This is a genomic window from Mesorhizobium sp. M0011, assembly GCF_040324155.1.
Classification (GTDB): Bacteria; Pseudomonadota; Alphaproteobacteria; order Rhizobiales; family Rhizobiaceae; genus Mesorhizobium.
The window spans coordinates 353,016-379,163 of sequence record NZ_JAMYVQ010000001.1; the positions used below are offsets into that span (position 1 = coordinate 353,016).

Annotated in this window: 29 protein-coding genes, 1 pseudogene and 1 riboswitch; of the genes and pseudogenes, 7 read left to right on the forward strand and 23 right to left on the reverse strand. The window is 62.3% G+C overall.

What is annotated here, in order from left to right:
* Nucleotides 1-20: 20 nt before the first annotated feature.
* Together NKK51_RS01640 and NKK51_RS01645 are read left to right on the forward strand one after the other, a co-directional pair.
* Nucleotides 21-497 carry a peroxiredoxin gene (locus tag NKK51_RS01640; protein ID WP_023808596.1) on the forward strand — a complete coding sequence of 159 codons (477 nt, stop codon included), beginning with the start codon at nt 21-23 and terminating at the stop codon, nt 495-497.
* 91 nt (nt 498-588) lie between these two features.
* A complete protein-coding gene (locus NKK51_RS01645; protein WP_128302496.1) occupies nt 589-1,065 on the forward strand; it encodes a DUF2938 domain-containing protein in 477 nt (158 codons plus the stop codon).
* Nucleotides 1,066-1,073: 8 nt separating this feature from the next.
* On the opposite strand, the gene NKK51_RS01650 is transcribed toward NKK51_RS01645, so the two are convergent.
* The 14 genes from NKK51_RS01650 to coxB form a co-directional block, all read right to left on the reverse strand.
* The gene (locus NKK51_RS01650) at nt 1,074-1,382 is read right to left on the reverse strand and encodes a type II toxin-antitoxin system RelE/ParE family toxin (protein WP_352550826.1); all 309 of its coding nucleotides are present in this window, start codon (nt 1,380-1,382) and stop codon (nt 1,074-1,076) included.
* Entirely contained in the window at nt 1,372-1,653 is a 282-nt protein-coding gene (locus tag NKK51_RS01655; protein WP_352550828.1) for a ribbon-helix-helix domain-containing protein, read from the reverse strand. The genes NKK51_RS01650 and NKK51_RS01655 overlap by 11 nt, the downstream gene beginning before the upstream one ends.
* Nucleotides 1,654-1,829: 176 nt before the next feature.
* Nucleotides 1,830-2,360: a ribonuclease HI gene (gene rnhA, locus NKK51_RS01660; protein ID WP_352550830.1), complete on the reverse strand. Its 531-nt coding sequence runs from the start codon at nt 2,358-2,360 to the stop codon at nt 1,830-1,832.
* 10 nt (nt 2,361-2,370) lie between these two features.
* Nucleotides 2,371-3,333 (reverse strand): homoserine kinase, encoded by a 963-nt coding sequence (locus NKK51_RS01665; RefSeq protein WP_352550832.1) that lies wholly within the window; start codon nt 3,331-3,333, stop codon nt 2,371-2,373.
* Between the two features lie 5 nt (nt 3,334-3,338).
* Nucleotides 3,339-4,349 (reverse strand): 4-hydroxy-3-methylbut-2-enyl diphosphate reductase, encoded by a 1,011-nt coding sequence (gene ispH / locus NKK51_RS01670; protein WP_023808604.1) that lies wholly within the window; start codon nt 4,347-4,349, stop codon nt 3,339-3,341.
* A gap of 71 nt (nt 4,350-4,420) precedes the next feature.
* On the reverse strand, nt 4,421-5,176 hold the full coding sequence (locus NKK51_RS01675; protein WP_352550834.1) for an SURF1 family protein: 756 nt from the start codon (nt 5,174-5,176) through the stop codon (nt 4,421-4,423).
* Nucleotides 5,173-5,577 carry a DUF983 domain-containing protein gene (locus NKK51_RS01680; RefSeq protein WP_127290852.1) on the reverse strand — a complete coding sequence of 135 codons (405 nt, stop codon included), beginning with the start codon at nt 5,575-5,577 and terminating at the stop codon, nt 5,173-5,175. The genes NKK51_RS01675 and NKK51_RS01680 overlap by 4 nt, the downstream gene beginning before the upstream one ends.
* Before the next feature lie 3 nt (nt 5,578-5,580).
* Nucleotides 5,581-6,072 carry a L,D-transpeptidase family protein gene (locus tag NKK51_RS01685; RefSeq protein WP_127290854.1) on the reverse strand — a complete coding sequence of 164 codons (492 nt, stop codon included), beginning with the start codon at nt 6,070-6,072 and terminating at the stop codon, nt 5,581-5,583.
* Between the two features lie 92 nt (nt 6,073-6,164).
* Nucleotides 6,165-7,046 (reverse strand): cytochrome c oxidase subunit 3, encoded by an 882-nt coding sequence (locus NKK51_RS01690; protein ID WP_023808608.1) that lies wholly within the window; start codon nt 7,044-7,046, stop codon nt 6,165-6,167.
* 1 nt (nt 7,047) lies between these two features.
* Complete coding sequence (locus NKK51_RS01695; RefSeq protein WP_127290858.1) at nt 7,048-7,680, reverse strand: cytochrome c oxidase assembly protein; 633 nt, start codon at nt 7,678-7,680, stop codon at nt 7,048-7,050.
* The gene (locus tag NKK51_RS01700) at nt 7,680-7,844 is read right to left on the reverse strand and encodes a cytochrome c oxidase system small membrane protein (RefSeq protein WP_024503613.1); all 165 of its coding nucleotides are present in this window, start codon (nt 7,842-7,844) and stop codon (nt 7,680-7,682) included. The genes NKK51_RS01695 and NKK51_RS01700 overlap by 1 nt, the downstream gene beginning before the upstream one ends.
* Nucleotides 7,841-8,785: a heme o synthase gene (locus NKK51_RS01705; protein ID WP_127290860.1), complete on the reverse strand. Its 945-nt coding sequence runs from the start codon at nt 8,783-8,785 to the stop codon at nt 7,841-7,843. Before NKK51_RS01705 ends, NKK51_RS01700 begins: the two co-directional genes overlap by 4 nt.
* A gap of 75 nt (nt 8,786-8,860) precedes the next feature.
* Nucleotides 8,861-10,513, reverse strand: a complete 1,653-nt coding sequence (gene ctaD / locus NKK51_RS01710; RefSeq protein WP_023808611.1) for a cytochrome c oxidase subunit I — start codon at nt 10,511-10,513, stop codon at nt 8,861-8,863.
* A 38-nt stretch (nt 10,514-10,551) separates the two neighbouring features.
* Entirely contained in the window at nt 10,552-11,451 is a 900-nt protein-coding gene (gene coxB, locus NKK51_RS01715) for a cytochrome c oxidase subunit II (protein WP_127257085.1), read from the reverse strand.
* 376 nt (nt 11,452-11,827) lie between these two features.
* Between coxB and NKK51_RS01720 the strand changes: the two genes are divergently transcribed.
* Both NKK51_RS01720 and tldD read left to right on the forward strand, forming a co-directional pair.
* Nucleotides 11,828-12,382 (forward strand): invasion associated locus B family protein, encoded by a 555-nt coding sequence (locus tag NKK51_RS01720; RefSeq protein ID WP_013532781.1) that lies wholly within the window; start codon nt 11,828-11,830, stop codon nt 12,380-12,382.
* A gap of 157 nt (nt 12,383-12,539) precedes the next feature.
* Nucleotides 12,540-13,952 carry a metalloprotease TldD gene (gene tldD / locus NKK51_RS01725; protein ID WP_352550838.1) on the forward strand — a complete coding sequence of 471 codons (1,413 nt, stop codon included), beginning with the start codon at nt 12,540-12,542 and terminating at the stop codon, nt 13,950-13,952.
* Between the two features lie 197 nt (nt 13,953-14,149).
* On the opposite strand, the gene NKK51_RS01730 is transcribed toward tldD, so the two are convergent.
* Both NKK51_RS01730 and NKK51_RS01735 read right to left on the reverse strand, forming a co-directional pair.
* The gene (locus tag NKK51_RS01730) at nt 14,150-15,391 is read right to left on the reverse strand and encodes a class I SAM-dependent RNA methyltransferase (protein ID WP_352550840.1); all 1,242 of its coding nucleotides are present in this window, start codon (nt 15,389-15,391) and stop codon (nt 14,150-14,152) included.
* On the reverse strand, nt 15,388-16,152 hold the full coding sequence (locus tag NKK51_RS01735) for a TlyA family RNA methyltransferase (protein ID WP_352439982.1): 765 nt from the start codon (nt 16,150-16,152) through the stop codon (nt 15,388-15,390). Before NKK51_RS01735 ends, NKK51_RS01730 begins: the two co-directional genes overlap by 4 nt.
* 325 nt (nt 16,153-16,477) lie before the next feature.
* On the opposite strand from NKK51_RS01735, the gene NKK51_RS01740 reads away from it, so the two are divergent.
* Nucleotides 16,478-17,473, forward strand: coding sequence for a sterol desaturase family protein (locus tag NKK51_RS01740; RefSeq protein WP_352440113.1), 996 nt, complete (start codon nt 16,478-16,480; stop codon nt 17,471-17,473).
* Complete coding sequence (locus NKK51_RS01745) at nt 17,470-18,621, forward strand: GNAT family N-acetyltransferase (protein ID WP_352550842.1); 1,152 nt, start codon at nt 17,470-17,472, stop codon at nt 18,619-18,621. Before NKK51_RS01740 ends, NKK51_RS01745 begins: the two co-directional genes overlap by 4 nt.
* A gap of 89 nt (nt 18,622-18,710) precedes the next feature.
* Here NKK51_RS01745 and NKK51_RS01750 read toward each other — a convergent pair whose 3' ends face one another.
* From NKK51_RS01750 to NKK51_RS01775, 6 genes are all read right to left on the reverse strand, one after another.
* Nucleotides 18,711-19,004 carry a hypothetical protein gene (locus NKK51_RS01750; RefSeq protein ID WP_352550844.1) on the reverse strand — a complete coding sequence of 98 codons (294 nt, stop codon included), beginning with the start codon at nt 19,002-19,004 and terminating at the stop codon, nt 18,711-18,713.
* 164 nt (nt 19,005-19,168) lie between these two features.
* A complete protein-coding gene (gene dxs, locus NKK51_RS01755) occupies nt 19,169-21,082 on the reverse strand; it encodes a 1-deoxy-D-xylulose-5-phosphate synthase (protein WP_352550846.1) in 1,914 nt (637 codons plus the stop codon).
* A 130-nt stretch (nt 21,083-21,212) separates the two neighbouring features.
* Nucleotides 21,213-22,133, reverse strand: a complete 921-nt coding sequence (locus NKK51_RS01760; protein WP_352550848.1) for a pirin family protein — start codon at nt 22,131-22,133, stop codon at nt 21,213-21,215.
* Between the two features lie 39 nt (nt 22,134-22,172).
* Complete coding sequence (locus tag NKK51_RS01765; protein WP_027035955.1) at nt 22,173-22,439, reverse strand: DUF2277 domain-containing protein; 267 nt, start codon at nt 22,437-22,439, stop codon at nt 22,173-22,175.
* Nucleotides 22,440-22,550: 111 nt separating this feature from the next.
* Nucleotides 22,551-22,802 carry an exodeoxyribonuclease VII small subunit gene (locus NKK51_RS01770; protein ID WP_127268720.1) on the reverse strand — a complete coding sequence of 84 codons (252 nt, stop codon included), beginning with the start codon at nt 22,800-22,802 and terminating at the stop codon, nt 22,551-22,553.
* A 3-nt stretch (nt 22,803-22,805) separates the two neighbouring features.
* Nucleotides 22,806-23,732: a histone deacetylase family protein gene (locus tag NKK51_RS01775; protein WP_127290880.1), complete on the reverse strand. Its 927-nt coding sequence runs from the start codon at nt 23,730-23,732 to the stop codon at nt 22,806-22,808.
* 121 nt (nt 23,733-23,853) lie between these two features.
* A riboswitch (cobalamin riboswitch) is annotated at nt 23,854-24,033 on the forward strand.
* Between the two features lie 111 nt (nt 24,034-24,144).
* Between NKK51_RS01775 and bluB the strand changes: the two are divergent.
* Nucleotides 24,145-24,762 (forward strand): annotated as a pseudogene (bluB, locus tag NKK51_RS01780) (5,6-dimethylbenzimidazole synthase); the annotation flags it as partial.
* A gap of 122 nt (nt 24,763-24,884) precedes the next feature.
* Here bluB and NKK51_RS01785 read toward each other — a convergent pair.
* On the reverse strand, nt 24,885-25,868 hold the full coding sequence (locus NKK51_RS01785) for a hypothetical protein (protein ID WP_352550850.1): 984 nt from the start codon (nt 25,866-25,868) through the stop codon (nt 24,885-24,887).
* Nucleotides 25,869-26,148: the final 280 nt, after the last annotated feature.

A 26,148-nucleotide genomic window follows, 5' to 3' on the forward strand; every position in this document is an offset into this window, starting at 1 on the left:
TTTTCCCAAGCGAGGAATCCATGACCATTTCCGTTGGCGACAAGCTGCCTGACGTGACCTTCAAGACGATGACCGCCGATGGCGCCAAGCCGATCACCGGGGCCGAGATTTTCTCGGGCAAGAAGGTCGTGCTGTTTGGGGTTCCCGGCGCCTTCACACCTACCTGCAGCAACAACCATTTGCCGGGTTATCTCGAGAACCACGATGCCATCCTGGCGCGCGGCGTCGACACCATCGCCGTCGTTTCGGTCAATGACGTCCATGTCATGGGTGCCTGGGCGCACTTCACCGGCGGAGAGGGCAAGATCCTGTTCCTCGCCGACGGCAGTGGCGATTTCGCCAAGGCGGTGGGCCTCGATTACATCAGCAACGATATGGGCCTGCGCTCGAGGCGCTTCTCAATGATCATCGACGACGGCAAGGTCACCGCGCTCAATGTCGAGACCAAGCCTGGTGTCGACGAGTCCGGTGCGGCTCATATTCTGGGGCAGCTCTGAACTTCAGCGACAACGTCGGGCTGGACCGCAACGGTTGCCGCCGCCCGACGATCGCCCTTGTATTCCAGGGATTGCCTTTGGGGGGACCTCGATGTTTGACATGTTCTGGCGTGCTATCGCGATCGGCATCGGCGCTACGGTGGCGATGGATCTCTGGGCCATCTTCCTGCACAAGGCGTTCGGGCAGCCACGGCCGAACTGGGGGCCGGTCGGTCGCTGGGTCTGGCATCTCCGCGACAAGGTCTTTCACGATGATATCGGCGGTGCAGCGCCCTACGCGCATGAAAAGGCGCTGGGCTGGGCCTTTCACTATTTTGTCGGCATCGTCTACGGCATCATCCTGGTGGTGTTGGCCGGAGCGGGCTGGCTTGCCGCGCCGACATTCCTGCCGGCCTTCATCCTCGGCATCGTCACCGTCGGCGCCGGCTGGTTCCTACTGGCACCCGGCATGGGCGCCGGTTGGGCCGCCTCGAAGCGGCCCAACCCGATGCTGATCCGTGCGCTGAACCTGGTGTCGCATACGGTGTTCGCGCTCGGGCTTTGGGGCACAGCGCTGCTGATCCGATAAACAGCTCGCTAGAATAAACGGTTCAGATCCCGCCGGTCGTCCACCACACGGACGATTTCAACCCACTCAACAGGGCCATCATCCGTGTCCGGAATCGTTTCGTAGAGCAGTACAAACGGCGCCTCCACCAGCATCCGTACGGAAGACCTGATCGGGTGCCTAACACCCATGCGCGGATGGTCTGCCAGCTGCAAGGCCCGCGCTTCTAGTTGATCATAATAGCGATCGGCCGCTCGTATGTTTTCGCTGCCTATCATCACGTAGACGTCGATGAGGTCCGCCTTGGCCGCGGGTGACCAGACCAGCCTAACGGTCATTCCGCGAGGCTTCCGCCAGCCTTTGCCGAGCTTCCTTTCGCAACGCGTCGAAATCCACAGGCTCCGGCCTCCCACTTGCCTTGCCTTCATCCCACAGGTGCCTTAGCCGGCGGATATCGTCGTGCCGAAGTTCACGCTTGGCCAGCCAATCCCGCACCGCTTCACGCACAATCTCGCTTGCGGTGGCATACTCGCCCGCCTCGACAGCCTCACGCATCACAGCTGCTTGTTGCGGGGTCACAGCCACGCTCATTTTTTCTACGTTTGCCACGCCCGTTTCCTTATCGCATTTTGCTCTATGGTAGGAAATATTACTCCCTCCGTATTCTGGAGCAACTGCGACGCCACCAAAGGCCTTACGTCCGCTGGACGCTGGTCAAGGCAGCCTGTCGTCGGCCGTCAACCGTTGATAACGCGATGCGCGCCTAGCCGCGCCGCTCCGGAAATTCAATAGCTCTGGGTCGAGCGCCGCACTTTCGCGATTGCCGGTTGTTTGGCCGGCGCGGCAGGCTTTGGCGCTGCTGCAGGCCTCAACGGGCCTTTCTTGAACGGCGCCATGCCTTCGCGCGCGAGTTCGTCGGCGCGCTCGTTCTCGACATGGCCGTCATGGCCCTTGACCCAGTTCCAGGTGACCTTGTGGCGCTTGTTGGCCTCGTCGAGCGCCTGCCAGAGTTCACCGTTCTTCACAGGCTTCTTGTCGGCGGTTTTCCAGCCGTTCTTCTTCCAGCCGTGGATCCACTTGGAAATACCGTCCATGACATATTTGCTGTCGGTGTGAAGGTCGACAACGCAAGGTTCCTTCAGTGCATTCAGCGCCGAGATTGCGGCGAGAAGTTCCATGCGGTTGTTGGTCGTCTCGGCCTCACCGCCGGAAAGCTCCTTGGTGGTGCCGTTGAAGCGCAGGATCGCGCCCCAGCCGCCGGGGCCGGGATTGCCCGAACAGGCGCCGTCGGTGAAGATCTCAACCTGTTTGCTCATGATACCCATATCAGGCCAATCCATATTCCGAAGACGATTTAATCGCCCGGTGGAACCGCATCCTTCTGATGTATTCGGTCGGATCGCGTTTCATCACCAGCCCGCCATCGGGAACGGTCAACCAGTCGTACAGCCGGGTCAGCATGAAGCGCAACGCCGAACCGCGCGCCAGCATCGGCAGCGCAGCCTTTTCCTGGTCGCTCAGAAGCCGGAGGCTCTGGTAGCCGGCGAGCAGCGCCTTGCCCTTGGTGAGATTGAAGGAAAAATCCTTCTCGAAGCACCAGGCGTTGAGACAGGTGGCGACATCGTAGGCGTAGAGGTCGTCGCAGGCGAAATAGAAATCGATCAGGCCGGACAGTTTTTCGCCGAGGAAGAAAACGTTGTCGGGGAATAGATCGGCATGGATGATGCCTTGCGGCAGGTCTTTGGGCCAGTTGCGCTCGAAATCGGCGAAGTCGGCATCGACCTCGGCGGCCAGACCCGGCTCGACCTCGTCTGCGCGATCGCGCGCTGCATCCCAGAGCTTGCGCCAGCCGTCGATGGCCAGGGCATTCGGACGCGTCATCGAAAAATCGGCGCCGGCCAGATGCAACTGCGCCAACGCCTTGCCGACCTCGGCACAATGCGTTGCTGTGGGCCGCCGCAACGAAAGCCCTTCCAGGAAGGTGATGATGACCGCCGGCCGGCCGGCGAGCGTGCCGATGACGCTGCCGTCATGCGCGGTCACCGGCAGCGGGCAGGACACGCCCTTGTTGGCGAGATGGCCCATCAGACCGAGGAAAAACGGCAGATCCGCCTTCTCGACCCGCTTTTCATAGAGCGTCAGGATGTAGGAACCGCTGGAGGTGTGCAGCAGAAAGTTCGAGTTCTCGGTACCTTCGGCGATGCCCTTGTAGGACAGGAGATCGCCGACCGGATAGTTTTTCAGGAATGCGCCGAGTTCGCCTTCCGCAACGTCGGTGTAGACCGCCATGTGGCTTACGCGGCTCCATTGACGAAGGCCATGTCGGCCCGCGTCAGTTCGACATCGCGCAATACCCGCATGACCGGAAAATCCTCCGTTTCCGTGGCCGTGATGGCCAGATCGATCGTGACATCGAAGCGCTGCCGGAACGCGTCGATGATCTCGTCGACAATGATTTCGGGCGCCGACGCGCCGGCCGACAGGCCGAGCGTCGAGATGTTGCCGATGTCATTCCACGGAATCTCGGCGGCGCGCTGCACGAGAAGCGACATGGTGGCGCCTGCACGCTCCGCGACTTCGACAAGTCGTCGCGAATTGGAGGAATTCGGCGCGCCGACGATCAGATAGAGATCGGCGCCCGGCGCGGTGTCCTTGACGGCTTCCTGGCGGTTGGTGGTGGCATAGCAGATCGATTCCGCCGCCGGTGCCTGCAGCGCCGGAAAGCGATCCTGCAAGGCGCGGATGATGCCGGCGGTGTCCTCGACCGACAATGTGGTCTGGGTAACGAAGCCGAGCGCCTGCGGATCGGCGGGCGAGAGCTTTGCGGCATCGGCTTCGGTTTCGATCAGCGTCACCGCTCCGTCCGGCAGCTGGCCCATGGTGCCGATCACCTCGGGATGGCCGGCGTGACCAATCAACAGCACATGACGGCCGAGCCGCTGATGGCGCATCGCTTGCTTGTGGACCTTCGACACCAGCGGGCAGGTGGCATCGAGATAGAAGAGATTGCGCGCCTTCGCATCCGCCGGCACCGATTTCGGCACGCCATGCGCCGAGAACACGACGGGCGACTGCCGATGTTCGGCCGGTATCTCGGAGAGTTCCTCGATGAAGACGGCGCCAAGGCTTTGCAGCCCCTCGACGACGTAGCGGTTGTGCACGATCTCATGGCGGACATAGACCGGCGCGCCATATTTCTTCAGCGCCAGCACGACGATCTGGATGGCACGGTCGACACCGGCGCAGAAACCGCGCGGCTGGCAGAGCCGGATCGTCAGAGGTGGTTTGGTGGTTGTCTGAAGCATTAAATCCGGGCCGGTTGATCAAAGCCGAAATGAGGTGCGCACCCCTGCCCTGTCAAGGGCATCAGCCGCGTTCATTCGTCTTTCGCGGGACGGCGAAGCCGCAGGATGAGCACGGCTGCGAGCGCCGCGGCAAGCCCGTACCAAGTCATCGCATATTGCAGATGGCTGTTCGGGAGGTCGATGATGGTGACGCCGCCAACCGGCAAGCCGCCTGGGTTTGGCGTCTTGTCTGCGTCGATGAAGATCGGCACCAGCGCGGCGCCCGCCGGCAGACCGGCGCTCGCAGCCATCACGTCGCGGTCCTTCCAGTAGAAGATGTTCTTCGCCACGTCGTTGTCGGGCAGCATCATCGACGGCTTCGCCGGCAGCGGGTTGCGGGCCAGCCCGGTCACGGTCACTCTGCCAGTCACCTGTCCCTTGGCGCGCTTGGCGGCGTCCTTCAGATCGTAAGGCACGAAGCCGCGATTGATCAGGACGAAGCGGCCGTCGTCGAGCGCCAGCGGCGTGTAGACATTGAAGCCGGCGTCACCTTCCCAGGTTGCGTAGAAATGGCGTTCGCCTTGATGCAGGAACGTGCCGGTGACGGTAACCGGCGTATAATCGACATCCCCGGTGGCGGCGAACTCTTTCTCGACCGCAACCAACGGCAAGGGCGCCGAATGGGTACGCTGGTCGATGGTCTGCAGAAGGCCTTCCTTCCAATACAGGCGCTGCACTTGCCAGGTGCCGAGCACCAGCAGGATCAGGAACAGCATAAGGCCAAGGCCGAGCAGCAATGCCGATCGCGGCCGCGAACGACCGTCAGTTTTAACGGAAGCCTCGTTCATTCGCCGCGATCCAGCCGGCCCTCGGCCGCTTTGTTGCGGTATTGCAGCGTCAGCAGCACGCCCTTGATCAGCCGCAGCGCCGTCAAGCACAGCACAACAGCCAGCGGAATCCAGACCAGCAGATGCAGCCAGAGCGGCGGGCTGAGCGTGACTTCTACCCAGAGCGCCAGGCCGACGATGATAAAGCCGATGATCAGGATCACGAACACCGCCGGCCCGTCGCCGGCATCAGCGTAGGAATAATCGAGGCCGCAATTGACGCATCGCTTGCCGACGGTGAGGAAGCCGGAGAACAACCGCCCCTCGCCACAACGCGGGCAGCGGCCATGCAGGCCGGCCGAGATCGGATCGATCGGCGGCCAGATCGCCCTATCTTCACTCTTGGAAGAGTCGCCGCTCATTGCCTACCGCTCGATCTCGATCGGTGTGCCATCGGCCACCATCGCCCAGATTTCGTCCATATCGGAGTCCGTAACCGCAATGCAGCCGTCGGTCCAGTCGACCAATTGAAGCAGCCAGCCCCACCAGCCATAACCGTTTGGCTGGCCGTGGATCATGATCATGCCGCCCGCGTCGACATTGCGCGCCTTGGCGGCGGCCTCATCGTCGGCATTGGGGTAGGAAATATGGATCGACCTGTGCGCGATGCTGTTCGGGTTCCGCCAGTCGAGGACATAGTTCCCCTCGGGCGTGCGTTGATCGCCCTCCTGGTGCTTGTGCCCGACAGGATCGCCACCGAGTGCGATGCCGTAGCTGCGCAGGATCTTGGCGTCGCCGATCAGTTCCAGCCGTCGTTCGGCTTTGTGGACACGCACCAGATCCACCTTCTCGCCGGCAAAGGCCGGGAGTGCCGCGATCATCAATGCGCAAATGGCCCGGAAAATTGTCAGCCGCATCGGCTATCGATCAGCGATCATTGCGCCAAAAAGAAGAAGGCGGCCACGTTGCCGCGGCCGCCTTCTCGAAATGGAAATTCCTCAGGCCAGGATCAGTGGCCCTCGATCACCGCGCCGACCGATCCCCAGACGTAGATCGAGGCGAACAGGAAAAGCCAGACCACGTCGACGAAGTGCCAGTACCAGGCGGCCGCCTCGAAGCCGAAATGCTGCTTGGGGGTGAAATCACCCTTCATCGCCCGGATCAGGCAGACCAACAGGAAGATGGTGCCGATGATGACGTGAAAACCGTGGAAGCCGGTCGCCATGAAAAAGGTGGCGCCATAGATGGAATCCTTGAAGGCGAACGGAGCATGCATGTACTCGTAGGCCTGCACCATGGTGAACAGCATGCCGAGGCCAACAGTCAGCACCAGGCCGTTGATCAGGCCTTTGCGATCGCCATGGATGAGCGAATGGTGCGCCCAGGTCACCGTGGTGCCGGACAGCAGCAGGATGACGGTGTTGTAGAGCGGCAAATGGAAAGGATCGAGAACTTCCATGCCCTTCGGCGGCCAGACACCGCCGGTAAACGCGGTGCGGGCATATTGCTGGGCTTCGCTCGGAAACAGGCTGGCATCGAAATAGGCCCAGAACCAGGCAACGAAGAACATCACCTCAGAGGCGATGAACATGATCATGCCGTAGCGCAGATGCAGCGACACGACACGCGTGTGATGGCCCTCATGCGCTTCCTTGATGGTGTCCGACCACCAGGCGAACATGGTGTAGAGGATGATCACGAGGCCGATGAAGAACAGCCATGGATTGGCGATGTTGAAGCCGAAGATCGGGAACGAGCCGCCCTTCAGGTACTCCATCAGGCAGACGCCGCCAAAGGCGGTGACCAGTGCGCCTACCGATCCCAGGAAAGGCCACGGGCTCGGGTCGACGAGATGATAGTCATGTTGTGGTTTTGCGTGCGCGTCTGCCATATCAACCCCCGAGATTTGCTTCGGTATTCGAAATTGTCTTGCTGTTGCCCTCGGCCGGCTCCGAGGAGGCGACCGGCTTGGTCTTCTCGACCGGGAACATCGTGTAGGACAGAGTGATCGTCTTCACGTCCTTGAGCTCCGGCACATTGACGATGTCGGGGTCCACGTAGAACAGCACCGGCATGTCCAGCGTCTCCCCGGGCTTCAGCGTCGTGTCGGTGAAGCAGAAGCACTCGACCTTGTTGAAATAGGGACCTGCCAGTTCAGGCTGCACGTTGAAGGTAGCGCGGCCGGTCACGGGACGATCGAACTTGTTGGTCGCCTGATAGTGCGCCTGCACGGTCTCGCCGATCTTCATCGTCATCGAGCGCTGGACCGGCTGGAACTCCCACGGCACGCCAGCGATGTTGGCATCGAAGCGGACAGTGATCTCGCGGTCGAGCACGCGGCCGGCATACTGCTTCTCGGCACGTTGCGTCGTGCCGCCATAGCCGGTGGCCTGGCAAAACATTTTGTAAAGCGGCACCGCGGCATAGGCCATGCCGATCATGCCGGTGAAAAAGGCGAGGCAGACAGCCGCGACGATGACGTTGCCGTTCTTGCCAGCCGCTTTTTTTGAGGTCTCGACGCTCATCACATCGTGCCCAGATTGTGGCCGAACTTCACGATCGTCGCGATGTAGAAAATGACCACCAGCAGCGCCAGCGCCACACCGATGGCGATGGAACGGCTGCGCTGCGCCTTCTTCTGACGCTCGGTCAACGTGACGGTCTCGAGCTTTTCCTCGATCATGGTCATGCTCCACCCATGGCAAGCGCGCGTTCGACAACGCTGTCGGCCAGATAGGCAGCGAAGATGGCGAAGAGATAAAGCAGCGAATAGGCGAACAGGGCCTTGGCCGGTTTCATGACGCGGTCATCGTCGGCCATGCCAAGCACTTTCCACGCGTACCAGACAAAACCGACTCCCAGAAGCAGGGCGGCCACGCCATAGAACGGCGTGGTGTAGCCAAGCAGCCACGGCAGCACGCCGACCGGGGCCAGCACCAGCGCATAGGCGAAGATCTGGCGGCGGGTCGAAGCGTGGCCGGCGACGTTGGGCATCATCGGAATGCCGGCCTTGGCATAGTCCTCGGACTTGAACAGCGCCAGCGCCCAGAAATGCGGCGGCGTCCACAGGAAGATGATCAGGAACAGGACAATGCTTTCGAGGCTGACTGTCCCGGTCACCGCGGCCCAGCCGATCACAGGCGGAATGGCACCGGCAGCGCCGCCGATGACGATGTTCTGCGGCGTCCAGCGCTTCAGCCACATCGTGTAGACGACGGCGTAGAAAAAGATGGTGAAGGCCAGCAGCGTCGCCGCCAGCCAGTTGACCAGCACGCCGAGCGTCATCACCGACAGCACCGACAGCACCAGCCCGAAGGTCAGCGCTTCGTGCGGCTGGATGCGACCGGCCGGGACCGGGCGGGTGGCGGTCCTGGTCATCACGGCATCGATGTCGGCATCGTACCACATGTTGAGCGCGCCGGAGGCACCAGCACCTATTGCAATAGCCAGGATGGCGATCACCGCCAGCAGAGGGTTGATGGTCACGGGTGCGGCGACAAGGCCGACAAAGGCGGTGAACACCACCAGCGACATGACGCGCGGCTTCAGCAGCGCGAAGAAATCGCCCGCCGTCGCTTCCGACATGCGAAAGCCCGCTTCGTCAATCAATGGGTCGTCGACAAGGGCCATGCGTACTTAAGTCCATCATCCGTTGGCCAAAACCGCCGGCGGACCGGCGGTTTCGTATTCGAGCGGGCAGCCGCCTTACTTGATTTTCGGCAGCTGTTCCCACTGGTGGAAGGGCGGCGGCGAAGGCAGCTGCCATTCGAGCGTCGTTGCGCCCTCGCCCCATGGGTTGGCGCCGGCGATCCGCTTCTTCTGGAAGGCCTCGAACACGCCATAGAGGAAGATCAGGACGCCGATGGCCGAGATATACGAGCCGATGGACGACACATAATTCCAGCCGGCAAACGCATCGGGGTAGTCGATGGTGCGGCGCGGCATGCCGGCGAGACCGAGGAAGTGCTGCGGGAAGAAGATCAGGTTCACGCCGACGAAGGTGACCCAGAAGTGGGTGTTGGCGATGACGGGCGAATACATGTAGCCGGTCATCTTCGGGAACCAGTAGTACCAGCCGGCGAAGATGGCGAACACCGCGCCCAGCGACAGCACGTAGTGGAAGTGGGCAATGACGAAATAGGTGTCATGCAGCGAGCGGTCGAGGCCGGCATTGGCCAGTTGGACGCCGGTGACGCCGCCGATGGTGAACAGGAAGATGAAGCCCAGCGCCCACAGCATCGGCGTCTTGAACGAAATCGACCCGCCCCACATCGTCGCGATCCAGGAGAAGATCTTCACGCCTGTCGGCACCGCGATGACCATGGTGGCGAAGACGAAATAGCGCTGCGTGTCGAGCGACAGGCCGGTCGTGTACATGTGGTGCGCCCACACGATGAAGCCGACGGCGCCGATCGCCACCATGGCATAGGCCATGCCGAGATAGCCGAACACCGGCTTCCTCGAGAAGGTCGAGATGACGTGACTGATGATGCCGAAGCCCGGCAGGATCAGGATGTACACTTCAGGGTGACCGAAGAACCAGAACAGGTGCTGGAAGAGGATCGGGTCGCCGCCGCCGTCGGGCGCAAAGAAGGTGGTGCCGAAATTGCGATCGGTGAGCAACATGGTGATGCCGCCGGCCAGAACCGGCAACGACAGCAGGAGCAGGAAGGCGGTGATCAGCACCGACCAGGCAAACAGCGGCATCTTGTGCAGCGTCATGCCAGGCGCGCGCATGTTGAAGATGGTGGTGATGAAGTTGATGGCGCCGAGGATCGACGACGCACCGGCAATGTGGATCGACAGGATCGCCAGATCCATGGCCGGCCCGGGCTGGCCCGAGGTCGAAAGCGGCGGATAGAGCGTCCAGCCGCCACCGACGCCAAAGGCGCCGGGCGCGCTCGGCACGAACATCGAGGTGAGAAGCAGGATGAAGGCCGGCGGCAACAGCCAGAAGGAGATGTTGTTCATGCGCGGGAACGCCATGTCGGGCGCGCCGATCATGATCGGAACCATCCAGTTGGCGAAACCGCCGATCAGCGCCGGCATGACCATGAAGAAGATCATGATCAGGGCGTGCGCGGTGGCGAAGGCATTGTACATGCTCTTGCCGCCGTCGATCGCGGCGTCACCGTTCATGCCATAGACCATCTGCGCCAGGCCGCTGAAGATCTGGATGCCAGGCTCCTGCAGTTCCATGCGGATGGCGACCGACAAGGCACCGCCGATGATGCCGGCCATGATCGCGAAGATCAGGTAGAGCGTGCCGATGTCCTTGTGATTGGTCGAATAAACCCAGCGGACCCAGCCGTGATAAGGCTTGTGGTCATGCCCGTCGTGAGCTGCAGCGTCTGCCATGTTCCGCTCCGTTCCCTAAATCTTGCTAACCCGCGGCATCAGTTGCCGGCGGCCGCTACCTTGTTCTGGCCGTCGACCTCGGCCATCAGCGTCTTGTTGGCGCCGGGCAGATCGGTCTTGGCTGCCGCCAGCCAGGTCTTGAACTGCGCATCGGAGACGACGCGGATGGCGATCGGCATGAAGGCATGATCCTTGCCGCAGAGCTGCGAGCACTGGCCGTAAAAAATACCTTCCTTCTCCGCCTTGAACCAGGTCTCGTTGGTGCGGCCCGGAATGGCATCGATCTTGATACCGAACGACGGCATGGCAAAGGAATGGATCACGTCGGTCGCAGTGACGAGCACGCGGGTCATGGTGTTGACCGGCACCACCAGTTCGTTGTCGACGGCTAGCAGGCGCGGATAGACCTTGCGGTCCTCCTTGCCGGCGCCGGCCCGATCACCGTCCTGGAGGATCGCGGAGTTGAAGGAGAGCGTGTTTTCGGTCTGGTACTCGTAGTCCCAGTTCCACTGGTTGCCGGTCGCCTTGACGGTCAGCTTTGCTTCTTCCGGCGGCGTATATTGCGCGGTCAGCAACTGGAACGAGGGAATTGCCAGGCAAAGCAGGATCACGACCGGACCGACAGTCCAGATCACCTCGATCAGCGTGTTGTGGCTGGTCTTGGACGGAACCGGGTTCGCGCTCGCACGGAATCTGACGATGCAATAGGCTAGAAGAAGCAGCACCAGGATGGTGATCGGGACGATGAACCACATTGTGTAGTTCCCGAACCACTCGATCTGCCGCATCATGTCGGTCGCCGGCGCCTGGAAGGTTGTCTCCCAGTTCTTGGGCTGGTCGGCATGAGCGGATGCGCCGGCGAAAAACGTGATAGCGGCACAAGCACTTAGAAACTTGGCACTTGCTGGAACCTTGGCGTTTGCCAGGAAATTTCTCATCGCCCTCATCGTCTCCCAGTTCCTCGCTGCGGTACCCACGAGAATAACGAACAATGCCGGGACGGGAATCCCGACAGTTTCAAGCTGGTTCAAACCATACTCTTTTTCCCTCCGCAAGAAAGGAGCGGACGAAACCGTGCGGCATTTTTGCGCGCAAGCCCGGATGTGCCTTTGGCGGCAGCCGCGGCAGCACCGAATCGCCTACAATGAGCCCGCAGCAGCATTTCCGCGGGCCGTAGGTGCCGAACGTCGCAATTCGGGCGAAATTGGCAGGGAAAAGCGCCCTATTGGCTTTTTCGAGGCAGACCTGGTGCGGTCTCGTCCTTTACTTGGCTTTGGCGCGGCTTAAAGTGCCGTGATTCGCAATGGAGCCGTCATGAATTACTGGCTTTCGAGAAACTCTCGGTTTTCGAGAAACTGGGCGAAGGTCATCTTTTTCGCCGCCCTGTCTGGCATCGGCTTGTCCGCGATCGTGTCCGGCACGGCGAACGCCGCGCAGCCGAGCGGCACCGTGCGCTCGACGCATGGCGCATGGTCGATCATCTGCGACACACCGGCCGGCGCCACCTCGGAACAATGCGTGATGATGCAGAACGTCGTCGCCGAGGACCGTCCCGAGATGGGACTGTCGGTCGTGGTGCTGCGCACCGCTGACAACAAGGCGGAGATCCTGCGCGTGCTGGCGCCGCTCGGCGTGCTTTTGCCCAACGGGCTCGGCCTCAATGTCGACGGCAAGGATATCGGCCGCGCCTATTTCGTGCGCTGCTTCCAGGACGGCTGCTATGCCGAGGTCATTCTCGAAAAGCCGCTTCTCGACACGCTGAAGACCGGCACGTCGGCCACCTTCATCGTCTTCCAGACCCCGGAAGAAGGTATCGGCATCCCGGTCGACCTCAAGGGTTTTGCCGACGGCTTCGCCGCGCTCCCCTGACAGCCCGGCGACATCACCGACTTCATCAACCAGAAGTGACATCGGCCGGCTGCTGGCAAACCGCTTTTGTCTTCACAATGCGGCAGAACGATTGTCTCGGCGCACCTTCGCGCCTACATCGTGGCAAAGACCCATTCCTCCTGTGAACGGACGCGCCATGAACAGCCTGATCGGCCAATTCGACATTTCAGACGATCGCATCAAGCAGATCGTCGCTGAGACCATCAACGGCGCCGATGACGGCGAGCTGTTCCTCGAATACAGCGAGAGCGAAGCGCTGATGTTCGACAACGGCCGGCTGAAGACCGCCAACTTCAACACCGACCAGGGTTTTGGCCTGCGTGCGGTTGCCGGCGAAGCCAGCGGCTATGCCCATTCCAGCGACCTCTCCGAAGCTTCGCTGCTGCGCGCGGCCGATGCCGTTTCAACCGTCAAGGGCGGTTATTCCGGCACGCTTGCCGCCGCACCCGCCCGCACCAACCGCCATCTCTATGGCGAAGAGAACCCGATCCCCTCGCCTTCCTTCGAGGCCAAGGCAAAGCTCTTGCAGGAAATCGATGCCTGGCTGCGCGCCGAGGATCCGCGCGTGCGGCAGGTTTCGGCATCGCTCGCCGCATCCTGGCAGCATGTCGAGATCGTGCGCGCTGATGGCCAAATGGTGCGCGACATCCGCCCGCTGGTCCGCATCAACGTCTCCGTCGTGGTCGGCGATGGCGACCGCCAGGAGAGCGGCTCCTACGGCATGGGCGGCCGCAAGGCGTTTGGCGAATTCCTGGTCGAGGACAGCTGGAAGCACGCCGCCAAGGAGGCGCTCAGGCAAGCCCTGGTCAATCTCGAGGCCATACCGGCCCCGGCCGGCACTTTCGACATCGTCTTGTCCAGCGGCTGGCCGGGCGTCATGCTGCACGAGGCCGTAGGCCATGGGCTGGAAGGCGATTTCAACCGCAAGAAGACCTCGGCCTTCGCCGGCCTGCTGGGCCAGCAGGTCGCCGCCAAGGGGGTCACGGTGGTCGACGACGGCACGATGCCCGAGCGGCGCGGCTCGCTGACCGTCGACGATGAAGGCACGCCTTCGGCCCGCAATGTGCTGATCGAAGACGGCAAGCTGGTCGGCTACATGCAGGATCGCCAGAACGCCCGGCTGATGGGCATGAAGGCAACCGGCAACGGCCGCCGCGAAGGCTATGCCCACCAGCCGATGCCGCGCATGACTAACACCTATATGACATCAGGCGACATGGAGCCGGACGAAATCATCGCCTCGGTCAAGACCGGCATCTATGCCGTCTCCTTCGGTGGAGGCCAGGTCGACATCACCTCGGGCAAATTCGTGTTCGGCTGCACCGAGGCCTACATGATCGAGAACGGCAAGGTGACGCAGCCGATCAAGGGCGCGATGCTGATAGGCAACGGCCCGGACGCCATGCACCGCGTCTCGATGATAGGCAACGACATGAAACTCGACACCGGCATCGGCATGTGCGGCAAGGCCGGACAGGGCGTGCCCGTCGGCGTCGGCCAGCCGCATCTGCGCATGAATCAGATGACGGTCGGCGGCACGCGGGTCTGATGCGATGGCCACTGGAGAAAAATCCGTTGCCTCCAGTTCAACCGACGATCAGCTCACACGGCCTGCTCCGGTCTTTCCCCCAACGCGACCCGAGGATGTGTTCGGGTCGCTGCCCAACAGAGGCAAGTCGAAAATATTGAGAGAAATGGAAACGGGCGTGCTCGCGGAAGCACGGCGTCGCCAAACCAGCGAATGATCTACCGCCTCTTCTTCGGCTTCTCCAGCAGCGCCACTGCCTCGACATGCGGCGACCACAGGAACTGGTCGATCGGGGTGACGCTTTTCAAGGTGTAGCCACCGTCGAGCAGGATGCGCAAATCCCGCGCGAGCGTCACCGGATTGCAGGACACCGCCGCAACGTAGGGAACATCCGAGCGGGCGATCTGCTTTGACTGGTCCTCGGCGCCGGCGCGTGGCGGATCGAACACCAGACCGTCGAACGCATTCAACTCCTTGAACGTCAGCGGCCGGCGGAACAGGTCGCGGCGTTCGCCCGTCACCCGCTTCAGACCAGTGGCGAAGCGTGATCCCCGGTCGAGCGCCGAAAGGGCTGCCGCATCACCCTCCACCGCATGGACTTCTGACTTCGCGGCCAGGCGCAGAGCAAAACTGCCGCAACCGGCGAAAAGATCCGCCACCTTCTTGGCACGCTTCAGATGCCCGCCGACGATATCGGCCATCGCCTGTTCGGCGGCCTCGGTTGCCTGCAGGAACGCGCCCGGGGGCAAGGCGACAGCGACGCTGCCGAACATGACGACCGGCTTCCTCGGCTCGATGATGATTTCGTCATCGATGGATAGCCTGGCAAAGTCCTGCGCCATGACGAAATTGGCCGCGATACGGCGCTGGTGCTCGCCGAGCTTGCCGGATTCGTGAACCGCGACATCGAGCCCCGAACCGGTCACGGTGACCGCCAGCCGGAACGATTTGGTGGTTGCGCAGACCAATTCGGCGAGCGCCTTCAACCGATCGAGCGAAGCGACGATCTCCGGCAGCGAGATCGGGCATTCCGATATGGCGATGATCTCTGGCGACAGATGGCGATGGAAGCCGAGCAGCATGCCTGTATCGGTGCGGCGGGCGGCAAGCACGACACGGCGGCGCGTCTGCGGCGCGCAGGCGACCAGGTCACCGATCTCGCAATCGATGCCTTTGCCCTTCAGGATGTGCGCCACCTTTTCGCGTTTCCACTGGCGATAGGCTTCGGCTTCGAAATGCTGGAGCGCGCAACCGCCGCATTCGGTGAAATGGCGGCAGGCGGGATCGATGCGCAGCGGCGATGATTCCAGCACCGCCATCAGCATGGCGCGATCCCTTGCGCGCGCGGCGGTAACCGTTTCACCGGGCAGTGTGAAAGGAATGAACAGATCCCCTGTCTCGGTCTCGGCGACACCGTCGCCCTGAGCGCCAAGTTTCCTGATGCTGAAGCGCGCGCTCATCGGTCCTTGATCCCACCGAGCAGGAATTCGCGATTGCCGTCGCCGCCCTCGATCGGCGACAAATGCAGCCCCAGCGAGCGCCAACCGGGAACGGAGTCCAGCCAATCCTGCAGCAGGCCGGCGACACGAGAGGCGTCGTAGGGATCTTTCAACAGACCACCCTTGCCGATCGCATCACGGCCCGCCTCGAATTGCGGCTTGACCAGAAACATGGCCTTGGCGCCAGCCTTCGCCAGACCAAGCGCCGGCGGCAGCGCCAGTTTCAGCGAGATGAAGCTGACGTCGGACACGATGAAATCCGGAATACGCCCGCTGAGATCGGCGAGGGCGAGGTCGCGGGCGTTCAGTCCTTCGATCACCGTCACACGCGGGTCGCCGCCGATATCAGGATGCATCTGGCCATGACCGACATCGACCGCGGTGACATGGGCCACGCCGCGCTCGAGCAACACCTGGGTGAAGCCGCCGGTCGAGGCGCCGATGTCGAGCGCTTCACAGCCGGCAGGGTCGAGGCCGAAATGATCGAGCCCACCGATCAGCTTGAGTGCCGCGCGCGACACATAGCCTTGCGCCGGATCATCGATGGTAACAAGGCATTGCGGCAAAACGCTCTGGCCGGGCTTGCGCGCAATGACGCCGTCGACGGTCACCGTGCCACGCTCGACCGCGTCGCGGGCACGTGAGCGGCTGGCAAACAGCCCGCGCTGGACGAGCAGGTCGTCGAGCCGCTGGCGTGCGCTGGCTGGCAAAGGCGAATTCATCGGCCTTCATGGCGAAAGCCGACGACGATGGCAAGAGCGCCAGATGGAAGCATTTCGTCTCCCGTTCCATCGTCACACCCAGCATCTTGCACCGTGACGATGGTGAGGCGTTCCGTCCCGCCGACCATCCTTATGAATATCCATGCGTTACGCCCGTTGAGACGGATGACCGCCGAAGCATGGGGTCTCGCCGCCTGCGGATAAATACCAAACACCTAGAAAGCCTCATGATTTCTTAACCAATTTTCATCGCATTTGCTTGAGGACTTCAATGTTATGACCGCGACGACCGGAAAACCCGGATGGAGAGGCGGCAACCTTGGAAATGGCCAGCGATATCGTCTACAAGGTTCTTGACCGGATTTCCGGCGCCGGCCTGCTGGCGACCGGACTTCTGTTGCTGACTGCTTTGGTCAGCGCCCTGGTCGCCTACTGGCGCACGGTCGAGAAAAAGAGCTGGAAAGAGTTCTTCGAGTTCGCAGTCCCGCATGAGGTCATCACGCATCCCTCGGCGAAAGCCGACCTTTTGTTCTGGGTGACGCGGAAGGCGCTGATGCCATTCCTCATGCTGCCCGCCGGCGTCGTCTTCGTCAGCGCCGTCGGCTATGCGACGAACTGGTTGCTCTCCACGCTGCTGGCAATCCAGCCGCCCCTGATCGAAGGACCGGCAGGGCCGGTGACGGTGACGATCTTCACCATCACCATGCTGCTTGCCTACGACATTTCGTACTATCTCTATCACGTCGCCCAGCACCGCTACCCGGTGCTCTGGGAACTGCACAAGGTCCACCATTCGGCCGAGGTGATGGTCGGCATCACAAAGGATCGCGTCCACCCGCTCGACGAATTGATGAACCGGGCCTGGGACGGCGTCATTCCCGGCATCTGCTTCGGGATCTGGTCGCTGGTGTCGCTGAACCTCGTCGAGCTGACGGTCTTCGGCGTCAACGTCTACATCATACGCAACATCCTGATGATGGATTTCGTCAGGCACACGCATTTCAAGATCTCGTTTGGACCATTGAACAATCTGATCCTGTGTCCGCACTGGCATCAATTGCACCACAGCACCGACCCGCGCCACTACGACAAGAACTTCGGGCTGCTCTTCTCGTTCTGGGATCGGCTCTTCGGAACGCTATGCGTTCCCAGACCCGACGAGGACTTCAAGTTCGGTTTGATCGAACGCAACGTGCGCGACTACCAGTCGCTCGCAGGCCTCTATGTTCTGCCGCTGAAGCGGATGTGGCGGCAGATCGCTAGACATTTCCGCACCGACAAGCCCGAGCCACAGCAATCGCCGCAAGGGGGCAAGCCATGAACGGACCCGCCGTGTTCCGGATGCCGCGAACGCACCGGATCGAAATTGCAACCTCGCCAGCGCGACTGGCAGAAGTCGCACCCGCCTGGGCAGCGCTCTGGCAACGCGCCGGCGGCCTCGTTTTCCAGCATCCCGACTGGATCTCGGCCTGGTGGCACACCACACCGCATCAGGACCGTCGCGGTCTCAGGATCGGCCTGGTCTGGAGCGGCGAGCGCCTCGAGGCCGTCATTGCGCTCGCGACCTTCTGGCGCTCGGGCATCCGTATGCTGGAATGGGCGGCGAAAGATCACTGCGACTATGGCGATGTCCTGCTTGCTCCCGATGCCGAGCCACAGATCCTGCCGCAACTCTGGCAACATATCCTCGACGATGGCGGCTTCGATCTTGCCTACCTCAATCGTCTGTTGCCCGATGCCCGATTTCGGACCCTGCTCGGTCCCGCCGCCCCAGGCCAAGACAATATCTTGCAGCCAAGCCACCGCAGCGAGGTCAGCTATCGAGTTTCCGGCGCCGGGCAACGCGGCGCACAATGGTTTGAAAGCCAGTCGAAGAAAACCCGGCAAAACTATCGCCGTGGCTACAAATTCATGGAGGAAGGCGGCGCGCTGCGTTTCCGCCTGATGGATGCGCACGAAGCCCGCGAGCCGGTGCTGGAGCGCGTCGCGGCGCTGAAGCGGGTATGGCTTGCAAAACACGGCCGCGTTTCGGACCTCTTCGACGAAGGTTCCCCCGCGCTGGCGGCACTCATATCCGTTCTGGCCAAGCTTGGATTGCTGCGCATCTTCGTGCTCGAACGCGAAGACGAGATCATCGCCATCTCGATCAATTTCGAGCAGCATGGAACGATGATGGCTTTCGTCACCACCTATGATCCGGCCTTCGAACGGGCCTCGCCGGGCATGGTCTTGATGATGGATTACATCCAGTGGTCGTTTGACCGGGGCTTGACCACGATCGATTTTCTCTGCGGGGGCGAGGATTTCAAGCGCCGCTTTGCGACGCATTCGGTGACGTTGTCGTCAGTGGTGGGTGGACGAAACCTGCGCGGACGCCTAGCCGCCCTGGCAGACCGCGCCCGCCACACGGCGCAATCCTGGCGCCCCGACAAATCGGCGCAGCAAGCGGAGCTGGTTGCGGCAGAGTAGCATTGCCGACGCCTTCTTAGATCACCCGCACAGCGGCAAGCACGATGAAACGATCGGGCGATCCCGATCAAGGCTTGCTGCTCTCCAGCTCAGAATACGCTTCGCGGAACCGGACGCTCGACGGCTGGAGACAACCCATCCTCACGCCCTCCTGAAGCTTGCTCGCGTGCAGGCTCGATGGCAACCGCAGGCGCGGGAACAGGGGCCGGCAGAACCACCAATTGCGGTACCTGCTTGAATGAAAAGCCGCCGCGGATGTCGCCCATCTTGCCGGCGATGATGCCCATCGCCGCCTTTTCGAGGCTGCGATCATAGCGCGTTTCGGCTGTGGCCGGCGCGACGATGACGGCGCAAAGCGCTGCACCGCACAGAAGCGGTTTCATTGTTGTTGTCTCCCTGCCTGATCACGATCTAGCAGGGCGCCATTGAAAAACGGCCAACAGACACGGTAAGCAAAGCGCCAAACGTCAGTGTAAACAACGCGTTAAGATCGTTGGCCGGCAAACCGATTCAAGTCATTGAGACTTTGATTCAGGCGCGCTGGGATTCAGGCGCGCTGGGCGTGGACTGTGTGCCCGAGCGCGACGAACACGGTGCGCACGATGCCGGCAGCATCGAGCCCGGCATCGGCATACATCTTTTCCGGCTTGGCGTGGTCGGTGAACGCGTCGGGCAGTATCAGCGGGCGCACCTTCAGGCCGCTTTCCAGTAGGCCTTCATGGGCAAGGAACTGCAGCACGTGGCTGGCGAAGCCGCCGACGGCGCCCTCCTCCACCGTCACCAGCACCTCATGCGAGCGGGCCAGCCGCCGGATCAGATCCTGGTCGAGCGGCTTGGCGAAACGGGCGTCGGCGACCGTGGTGGACAGCCCGGCAGCACCTAGCTCCTCGGCGGCGATCAGGCAATCCTGCAGCCGCGTGCCGAAGGACAGCAATGCAACCTTGGTGCCCTCCTTGACGACGCGGCCCTTGCCGATTTCGAGAACCGAGCCGCGCTCCGGCATGTCGACGCCGACGCCGTTGCCGCGCGGATAGCGGAAGGCGATCGGGCCGTCATCATAGCTTGCCGCGGTGCGCACCATGTGGCGCAGCTCCGCCTCGTCGGCGGCGGCCATGACGACGAAACCCGGCAGTGTCGCCAGGAAGGTGGTGTCGAAGGCGCCGCAATGGGTGGCGCCATCGGCGCCGACGAAGCCGGCCCGGTCAATGGGAAAGCGCACCGGCAATTTCTGGATGGCGACGTCGTGGACGACCTGGTCGTAGGCGCGCTGCAGGAAGGTGGAATAGATGGCCGCGAACGGCTTGTAGCCTTCGGTGGCAAGGCCCGCCGCGAAGGTCACCGCATGCTGTTCGGCGATGCCGACATCGAAGGTGCGCGACGGGAACGCTTCACCGAACAAATCGAGGCCGGTACCGCTCGGCATGGCTGCGGTGACGGCGACGATACGGTCGTCCTCGCGGCCCTCCTGGACCAGGCTTTCGGCGAACACCTTGGTGTAGGCCGGTGCGTTGGCTGGCGCCTTGGCCTGCGCGCCGGTGATGACGTCGAACTTGTTGACGCCGTGATATTTGTCGGCAGCGGCTTCGGCCGGCGCATAGCCCTTGCCCTTCTGGGTGACGACATGGATGAGCACCGGGCCTTCGCCATTGTCGCGGACGTTTTTCAGGACCGGGATCAGATGCTCCAGATTGTGGCCGTCTATCGGGCCGATGTGATAGAAGCCGAGTTCCTCGAACAGCGTGCCGCCGGTGACGTAGCCGCGTGCATGCTCGACTGCCCTTGTGATCGCACGATCCGCGCGCTTGCCGAGATAGGACGTCAGTTTCTTGCCGAAATCGCGCAGGCCGATATAGGCCTTGCCGGAGGCCAGCCGCGCCAGATAGGCGCTCATCGCGCCGGTCGGCGGCGCGATCGACATGTCGTTGTCGTTGAGAATGACGATCAGCCGTGCATCGAGCGCGCCGGCATTGTTCATCGCCTCATAGGCCATGCCGGCAGACATGGCGCCGTCGCCGATGACGGCAATGACGTTGTTGCGGCCGCCGGAGAGATCGCGGGCGGCGGCCATGCCGAGGCCGGCCGATATCGACGTCGAGGAGTGGGCGGCGCCAAAGGGATCGTACTCGCTCTCGGCGCGGCGGGTGAAGCCGGACAGACCGCTTTCCTGGCGCAGCGTGCGGATACGGTCGCGGCGGCCGGTCAGGATCTTGTGCGGATAGGCCTGGTGGCCGACATCCCAGATCAGCCGGTCGTCGGGGGTGTTGAAGACATAGTGCAGCGCCACTGTCAGCTCGACCACGCCAAGCCCTGCGCCCAGATGACCACCCGTGCGGGACACGGCGTCGACCAGCTCGGCGCGAAGCTCGGACGCCAATTGCGGCAGTTCACTTTCGGCAAGCGTGCGCAGGTCGGCCGGGATGCGGACCTTGTCGAGAAGCGGCGTATGCGGCGTTGCGTTCACGGTGCTCGGGCTTTCGGTTGATGGGCGAATAGGCCGCCGGCCGGCGAAAGTAAATGTGTGTCAGTGACGCGGATCAGGCCCTAGTCTTTTGTCTATGCATTTCGTTCTGCCACTTTTGGGTGACAGGGCATCAGCTTTCCGGCAGCGGAATAAACTCTTCCTCGTCTCCGGGAACGATGTCGAAGCGGCCCGTCTTCCATTCCTCTTTCGCCTGTTCGATGCGCTCCTTGGACGACGAGACGAAATTCCACCAGATGTAACGCTTCGAACCAAGAGAGGCGCCGCCGAATAGCATGAAATGCGCCCCGGTCTGCGACGACACGACGATCTCGTCACCGGGACGGAACACCAGCAGCCGTTCGGCTGGGAATACATCACCCGAAATTGAGACCTCGCCTTCCAGCGTATAGATGGCGCGTTCTTCCGCATCAGCAGGGATTTTCACGCTGGCGCCGGGCGCCAGGCGCAGGTCGGCGTAGAGCGTCTCCGTGTCGGCCCTGACCGGGGACCGCAGTCCCTGGAAATCGCCGATGATGAGGCGCCCGTTGACGCCTTCGGCTTCGATCTCGGGAAGCCGAAGCGCTGCGGTATTCTCGAAAACCGGAGCCACCTCTTCCTTGTCGTCCGGCAGAGCCAGCCATGTCTGCAGGCCGGATACCGACATCGGCGCGCCACGCAGTTCCTCCGGCGTACGCTCCGAATGGACGATGCCGCGGCCGGCGGTCATCAAATTCACGTCGCCGGGCTGAATGACCATTTCGGTGCCGAGTGAATCGCGGTGCCGGATCTTGCCGTCGAACAGATAGGTGACCGTCGACAGGCCGATATGCGGATGCGGACGGACATCCAGTGCCTGACCGGCGCGCAGGATCGCGGGACCCATGCGGTCGAAGAAGATGAACGGCCCCACCAGCCGCCTTTTTGCCGTCGGCAGGGCACGGCGCACCTGAAAACCGCCGATATCCTTGGCGTTGGGTATGACCATCAATTCGATCTGATCGCTGGCGAAGGCATCGCCTGCCTCAGGGTCTTTCCCGGGGAAGAAGCTCATGGACTCTCCTTGTCGGTGGTCGAAGGCCGCCTGGCCGCATCAGGCAAAGCGGATCGCCGCCTTTGCCCGCAGCTTGGCCGCCACCTCTTCGCGATTACGCGGATGCTGGTGGGTTTCCAGGGAATCGAGCAGTTCGCGCGCCGAGGCGGCGATGGCTTCGACGGCATGGTCGAAGGCGTGCTGGTTCTGCTTCGAGGGTCGCGTGGTTCCGCTCAGCTTGCGGACGAACTGAAGAGCCGCGTCGCGCACCTCGTCATTGGTTGCCGGCGGATCAAAATTGAACAGGGTCTTGATGTTTCTGCACATCGCTTCCGTATCTCCTCTTGTCCTTGAGCTGTTTCAATCGGAACGAGTTATATCCTCGATCATGATCATGTCCAAAAACCGGTGAGGCGAGGCCATCGTTCGGACCGAGCCTCAATCCGCGTCGAGTGGCTCCGTTCCAACCGGCTTGCCGTCGCGCGACAGCCTGATCTTCTCGACCTTGTCCTCGGCGGCCTTCAGCAGCCGGTCGCAATGCGCCTTCAGCGCCTCACCACGCTCATAGATCTTGATCGACTGGTCGAGCGGCACGTCGCCACGCTCCAGATCATCGACGATCTTCTCCAGCGCATCGAGTGCCTGCTCGAAGCTCATCGCCTTGACGTCTTCGTTGGTCTCATCGGCCATCATTCATCCTTTCATCAGTCGCCCGACATGGGCGGCGACCGAAAATGCCAATCCCTGCAGATCGTAGCCGCCCTCGAGCAGGCTGACGAGCCGGTTGCCGCTGTGGCGTGCCGCGCGCTGCATCAGCTGGCCGGTCGCCCAGTCGAAATCATCCTCGGTCAGATTGATCTCGGCCAGCGGATCGCGGTGGTGCGCGTCGAACCCCGCCGAAATGATGATCAGGTCGGGCGCGAAATTGTCGAGCGCGGGCAGGACGCGCGACAGGAAGGCATCGCGAAACACTTCGCTGCCGGTCTGCGGCGCCAGCGGTGCGTTGACGATGTTGCCGGCGCCCGTTTCGGTCTTCGCTCCGGTGCCGGGATAAAGCGGCATCTGGTGTGTCGAGCAATAGAGCACCGACGGATCGTCCCAGAAAATATCCTGCGTGCCATTGCCGTGATGCACGTCCCAGTCGACGACGGCAACGCGCTCGACACCGTGTTTCTTCTGCGCATAACGCGCCGCGATCGCCGCCGTGTTGAACAGGCAAAAGCCCATCGCCGTGGTCTTTTCGGCATGATGGCCGGGCGGCCGGGCGGCGACGAAGACGTTGTCGGCGCGGCCCGAAAAGACATCATCGACGGCGGCGTTGGCGGCGCCGATCGCGGTGATCGCCGCTTGCCAGCTCTTCGGGCTGGCAGTGGTGTCGGCATCGATGCGGGCAATCCCCTCGTCGGGGATGGCGGCGCGCACGCGGGCGACGAAATCGGCGGGATGCGCGTAGAGGATGGTGGCCTCGTCGCCTTCCGGCGCCTGAATACGATCGAGCCCGGCAAAGGCTTCGTCGTCGAGCACGCGCTCGATGGCGCGTAAGCGGTCGGGCCGCTCGGGATGTCCGGGCGGCGTGAGATGCTCGAGGAAGATCGGATGGGTGTAGAGACGGGTGGTCATCGTCCTAATCTAGTGACCCGGATCGACAAAGGCCATGCACGGGCGGCCGATGACTGGGGAAAATCGCGACTGCGTCCATTCGCGTCGCCGCAGGCATTGGCCCCGCGGGCGCTTCGGCGTAAGGTCCCTGGTACTGCCTGGTGCCCGCCGCAAGCGGGAGAATCGGGAACACGGTTGAATTCCGTGGCGTGCCCAACGCTGTGAGGGGGACCGCGCCGGTAAATGCCACTGTCGATGACGGGAAGGCACCGGACGCGGGTTGATCCCGAGCCAGAAGACCGGCCTGGCAGGCATTGTCATCCGCGTGGTCAGGCGGATGGCATCAGAGCGACGTGCGTCTACTTGGACGCACAAAGTACGCTCTGTCAGTTTTGAATCTGCAATCGCAAGGGGACAAGCGATGCCGGAACACATGACCGCTGCCATTGACGATGGATTTGACCAGAATGCGCGCGATGCGGTCTACCGCGCCATGTTCACGCGGCGTGACGTGCGCAGCCATTTCCTGCCCACCGCGATCGATGACGACGTGCTGGCACGGCTGCTGCTTGCCGCCCATCACGCGCCATCGGTCGGCTTCATGCAGCCATGGAATTTCATTGTCATTCGCGATGTCAAACGACGGGCGGAGGTGCGCGACCTGTTCCTGGCCGCGCGAGAACAGGAACTGCCGGCGATCGAGGCGGAAAAACAGGCGCTGTACCGCAAGCTCAAGCTGGAAGGCATCTGCGAGAGCGCGCTCAACATCTGCATCACCTGCGACCGGCAGCGCTCGAAGGGTTCGCCGCTGGGACGCTGGCACAATCCGGAGATGGATCTCTACAGCACCGTCTGCGCGGTGCAGAATTTCTGGCTGGCCGCGCGTGCCGAGGGCGTTGGCGTCGGCTGGGTGAGCATCATCGAGGCTGAGGCGCTGAAGCGGCTGTTGGCCATTCCGGATCACGTAACGCCGGTCGCCTATCTCTGCGTCGGCCGTGTTTCCGAGTTCGCTCCCAAACCGGACCTTGAAACGCATGGCTGGGGACGGCGGCTGCCGCTGCCGGAGCTGATCATGAGCGAGACCTTTTCCGGGCAAGGCGAGACACAGCTCAAATCCACCGTGGCGCGCCTCAACACCGTTCCTGCCTCACCAGACACCATCCGCCCAGCCGATCAGGGTGTGGCGCCGGCCGTAGCCCAGCGCGAACCGCCGAAGGAGGCCAGCGCCTTGTCCTTGAGCTCCCTGAACTTCGACGATGCCTCGGCCAGCCGGGCGTCCCAGGCCGGATCGGGCACCTGGCCCGCGATGGTCTTGAAATAGACCTGCATCAGGCAGGCGATGGCGAAAGGCTCGATGAACGCCGCCTTGAATGCCCAGGCGAAGACGATGGCGAGCACAAAAGCCCAGCCGGCGAGCTGGCCAGGCATCAGGAACAGAATCGCACCGGCAGGTGCCAGCATCATCAGAAAGATGATGAACGACATGCCCCACATGATGACCGCCAGCCAGACGGCGTTCTTGACCATGACCTTGCCGTTCTGAGCATAGAGCACTACGCCTTGGCGCGCCGTCTCGAAGGGCGAGGCTGAATTGATGCGGATGTTGTAGCCGAGGATGATCTCGTCGACATAGGTCAGCGACAGGCGGATCACCGTGTTGATGAAGGAGACCAGGCCGCTCAGGCCTGGTATCGGCAGGAAGGCGGCGATACCGCCGAGCAGGCCGGTGATGGCACGGATGGCACCCTTGACGAGTCGGTCGACGACGAAAAGGATGTTGGCTTCGGCAAAACGCTGGGTGACGACATCCCTGGCGTAGGCGATCTGGTCCTGACCGCCGGGAATGTCGCGGCCGTCGATCAGATGAACCATGACGGCGATGTGGCCGGCCTTGACGACATAGAGGATGTATTCGCGGATCCAGTAGACGGCGATCGAGACGACGCCGAAACCGACCACGCCGCCCCACAGGGCAAACGACAGCGGCCCGTCGGGATCGGTGGAGATATGGCCGACGCCATAGCCGACAGAGGCACCGGTGCCGGTCGCCACGATGTAGGCCAGCGTGATGCCGAAATAGACGATCATGCGAAAAACGATGAACGGCCAGGTCCGCATCATGATGGACACCGACCGGCCGATCTCAAAATCCCACATGTGCCCCGAATCTCCGCCTCAGAGATGGTGGAAGAGGATGGACTCAACCCGGCGATTGTCAATTGCCGGCCCTGACGCCAAAGGGCGACGAATTCGGGGTAACGGGTTGGTTCGGAGCCCGCCAGCGCGTTGGCTGACGGAGCATCAAACGAAAAACCCGCCTGTGCGGCCGGTCACTGGCGCAAATCAGCACCATGGACGAATATATACCTTAGCTGAGGGCACGGTGTCAAGAAAAAATTCCTATCGTGAACAGCTGCCGGCACGAAAGCTCTGGTGG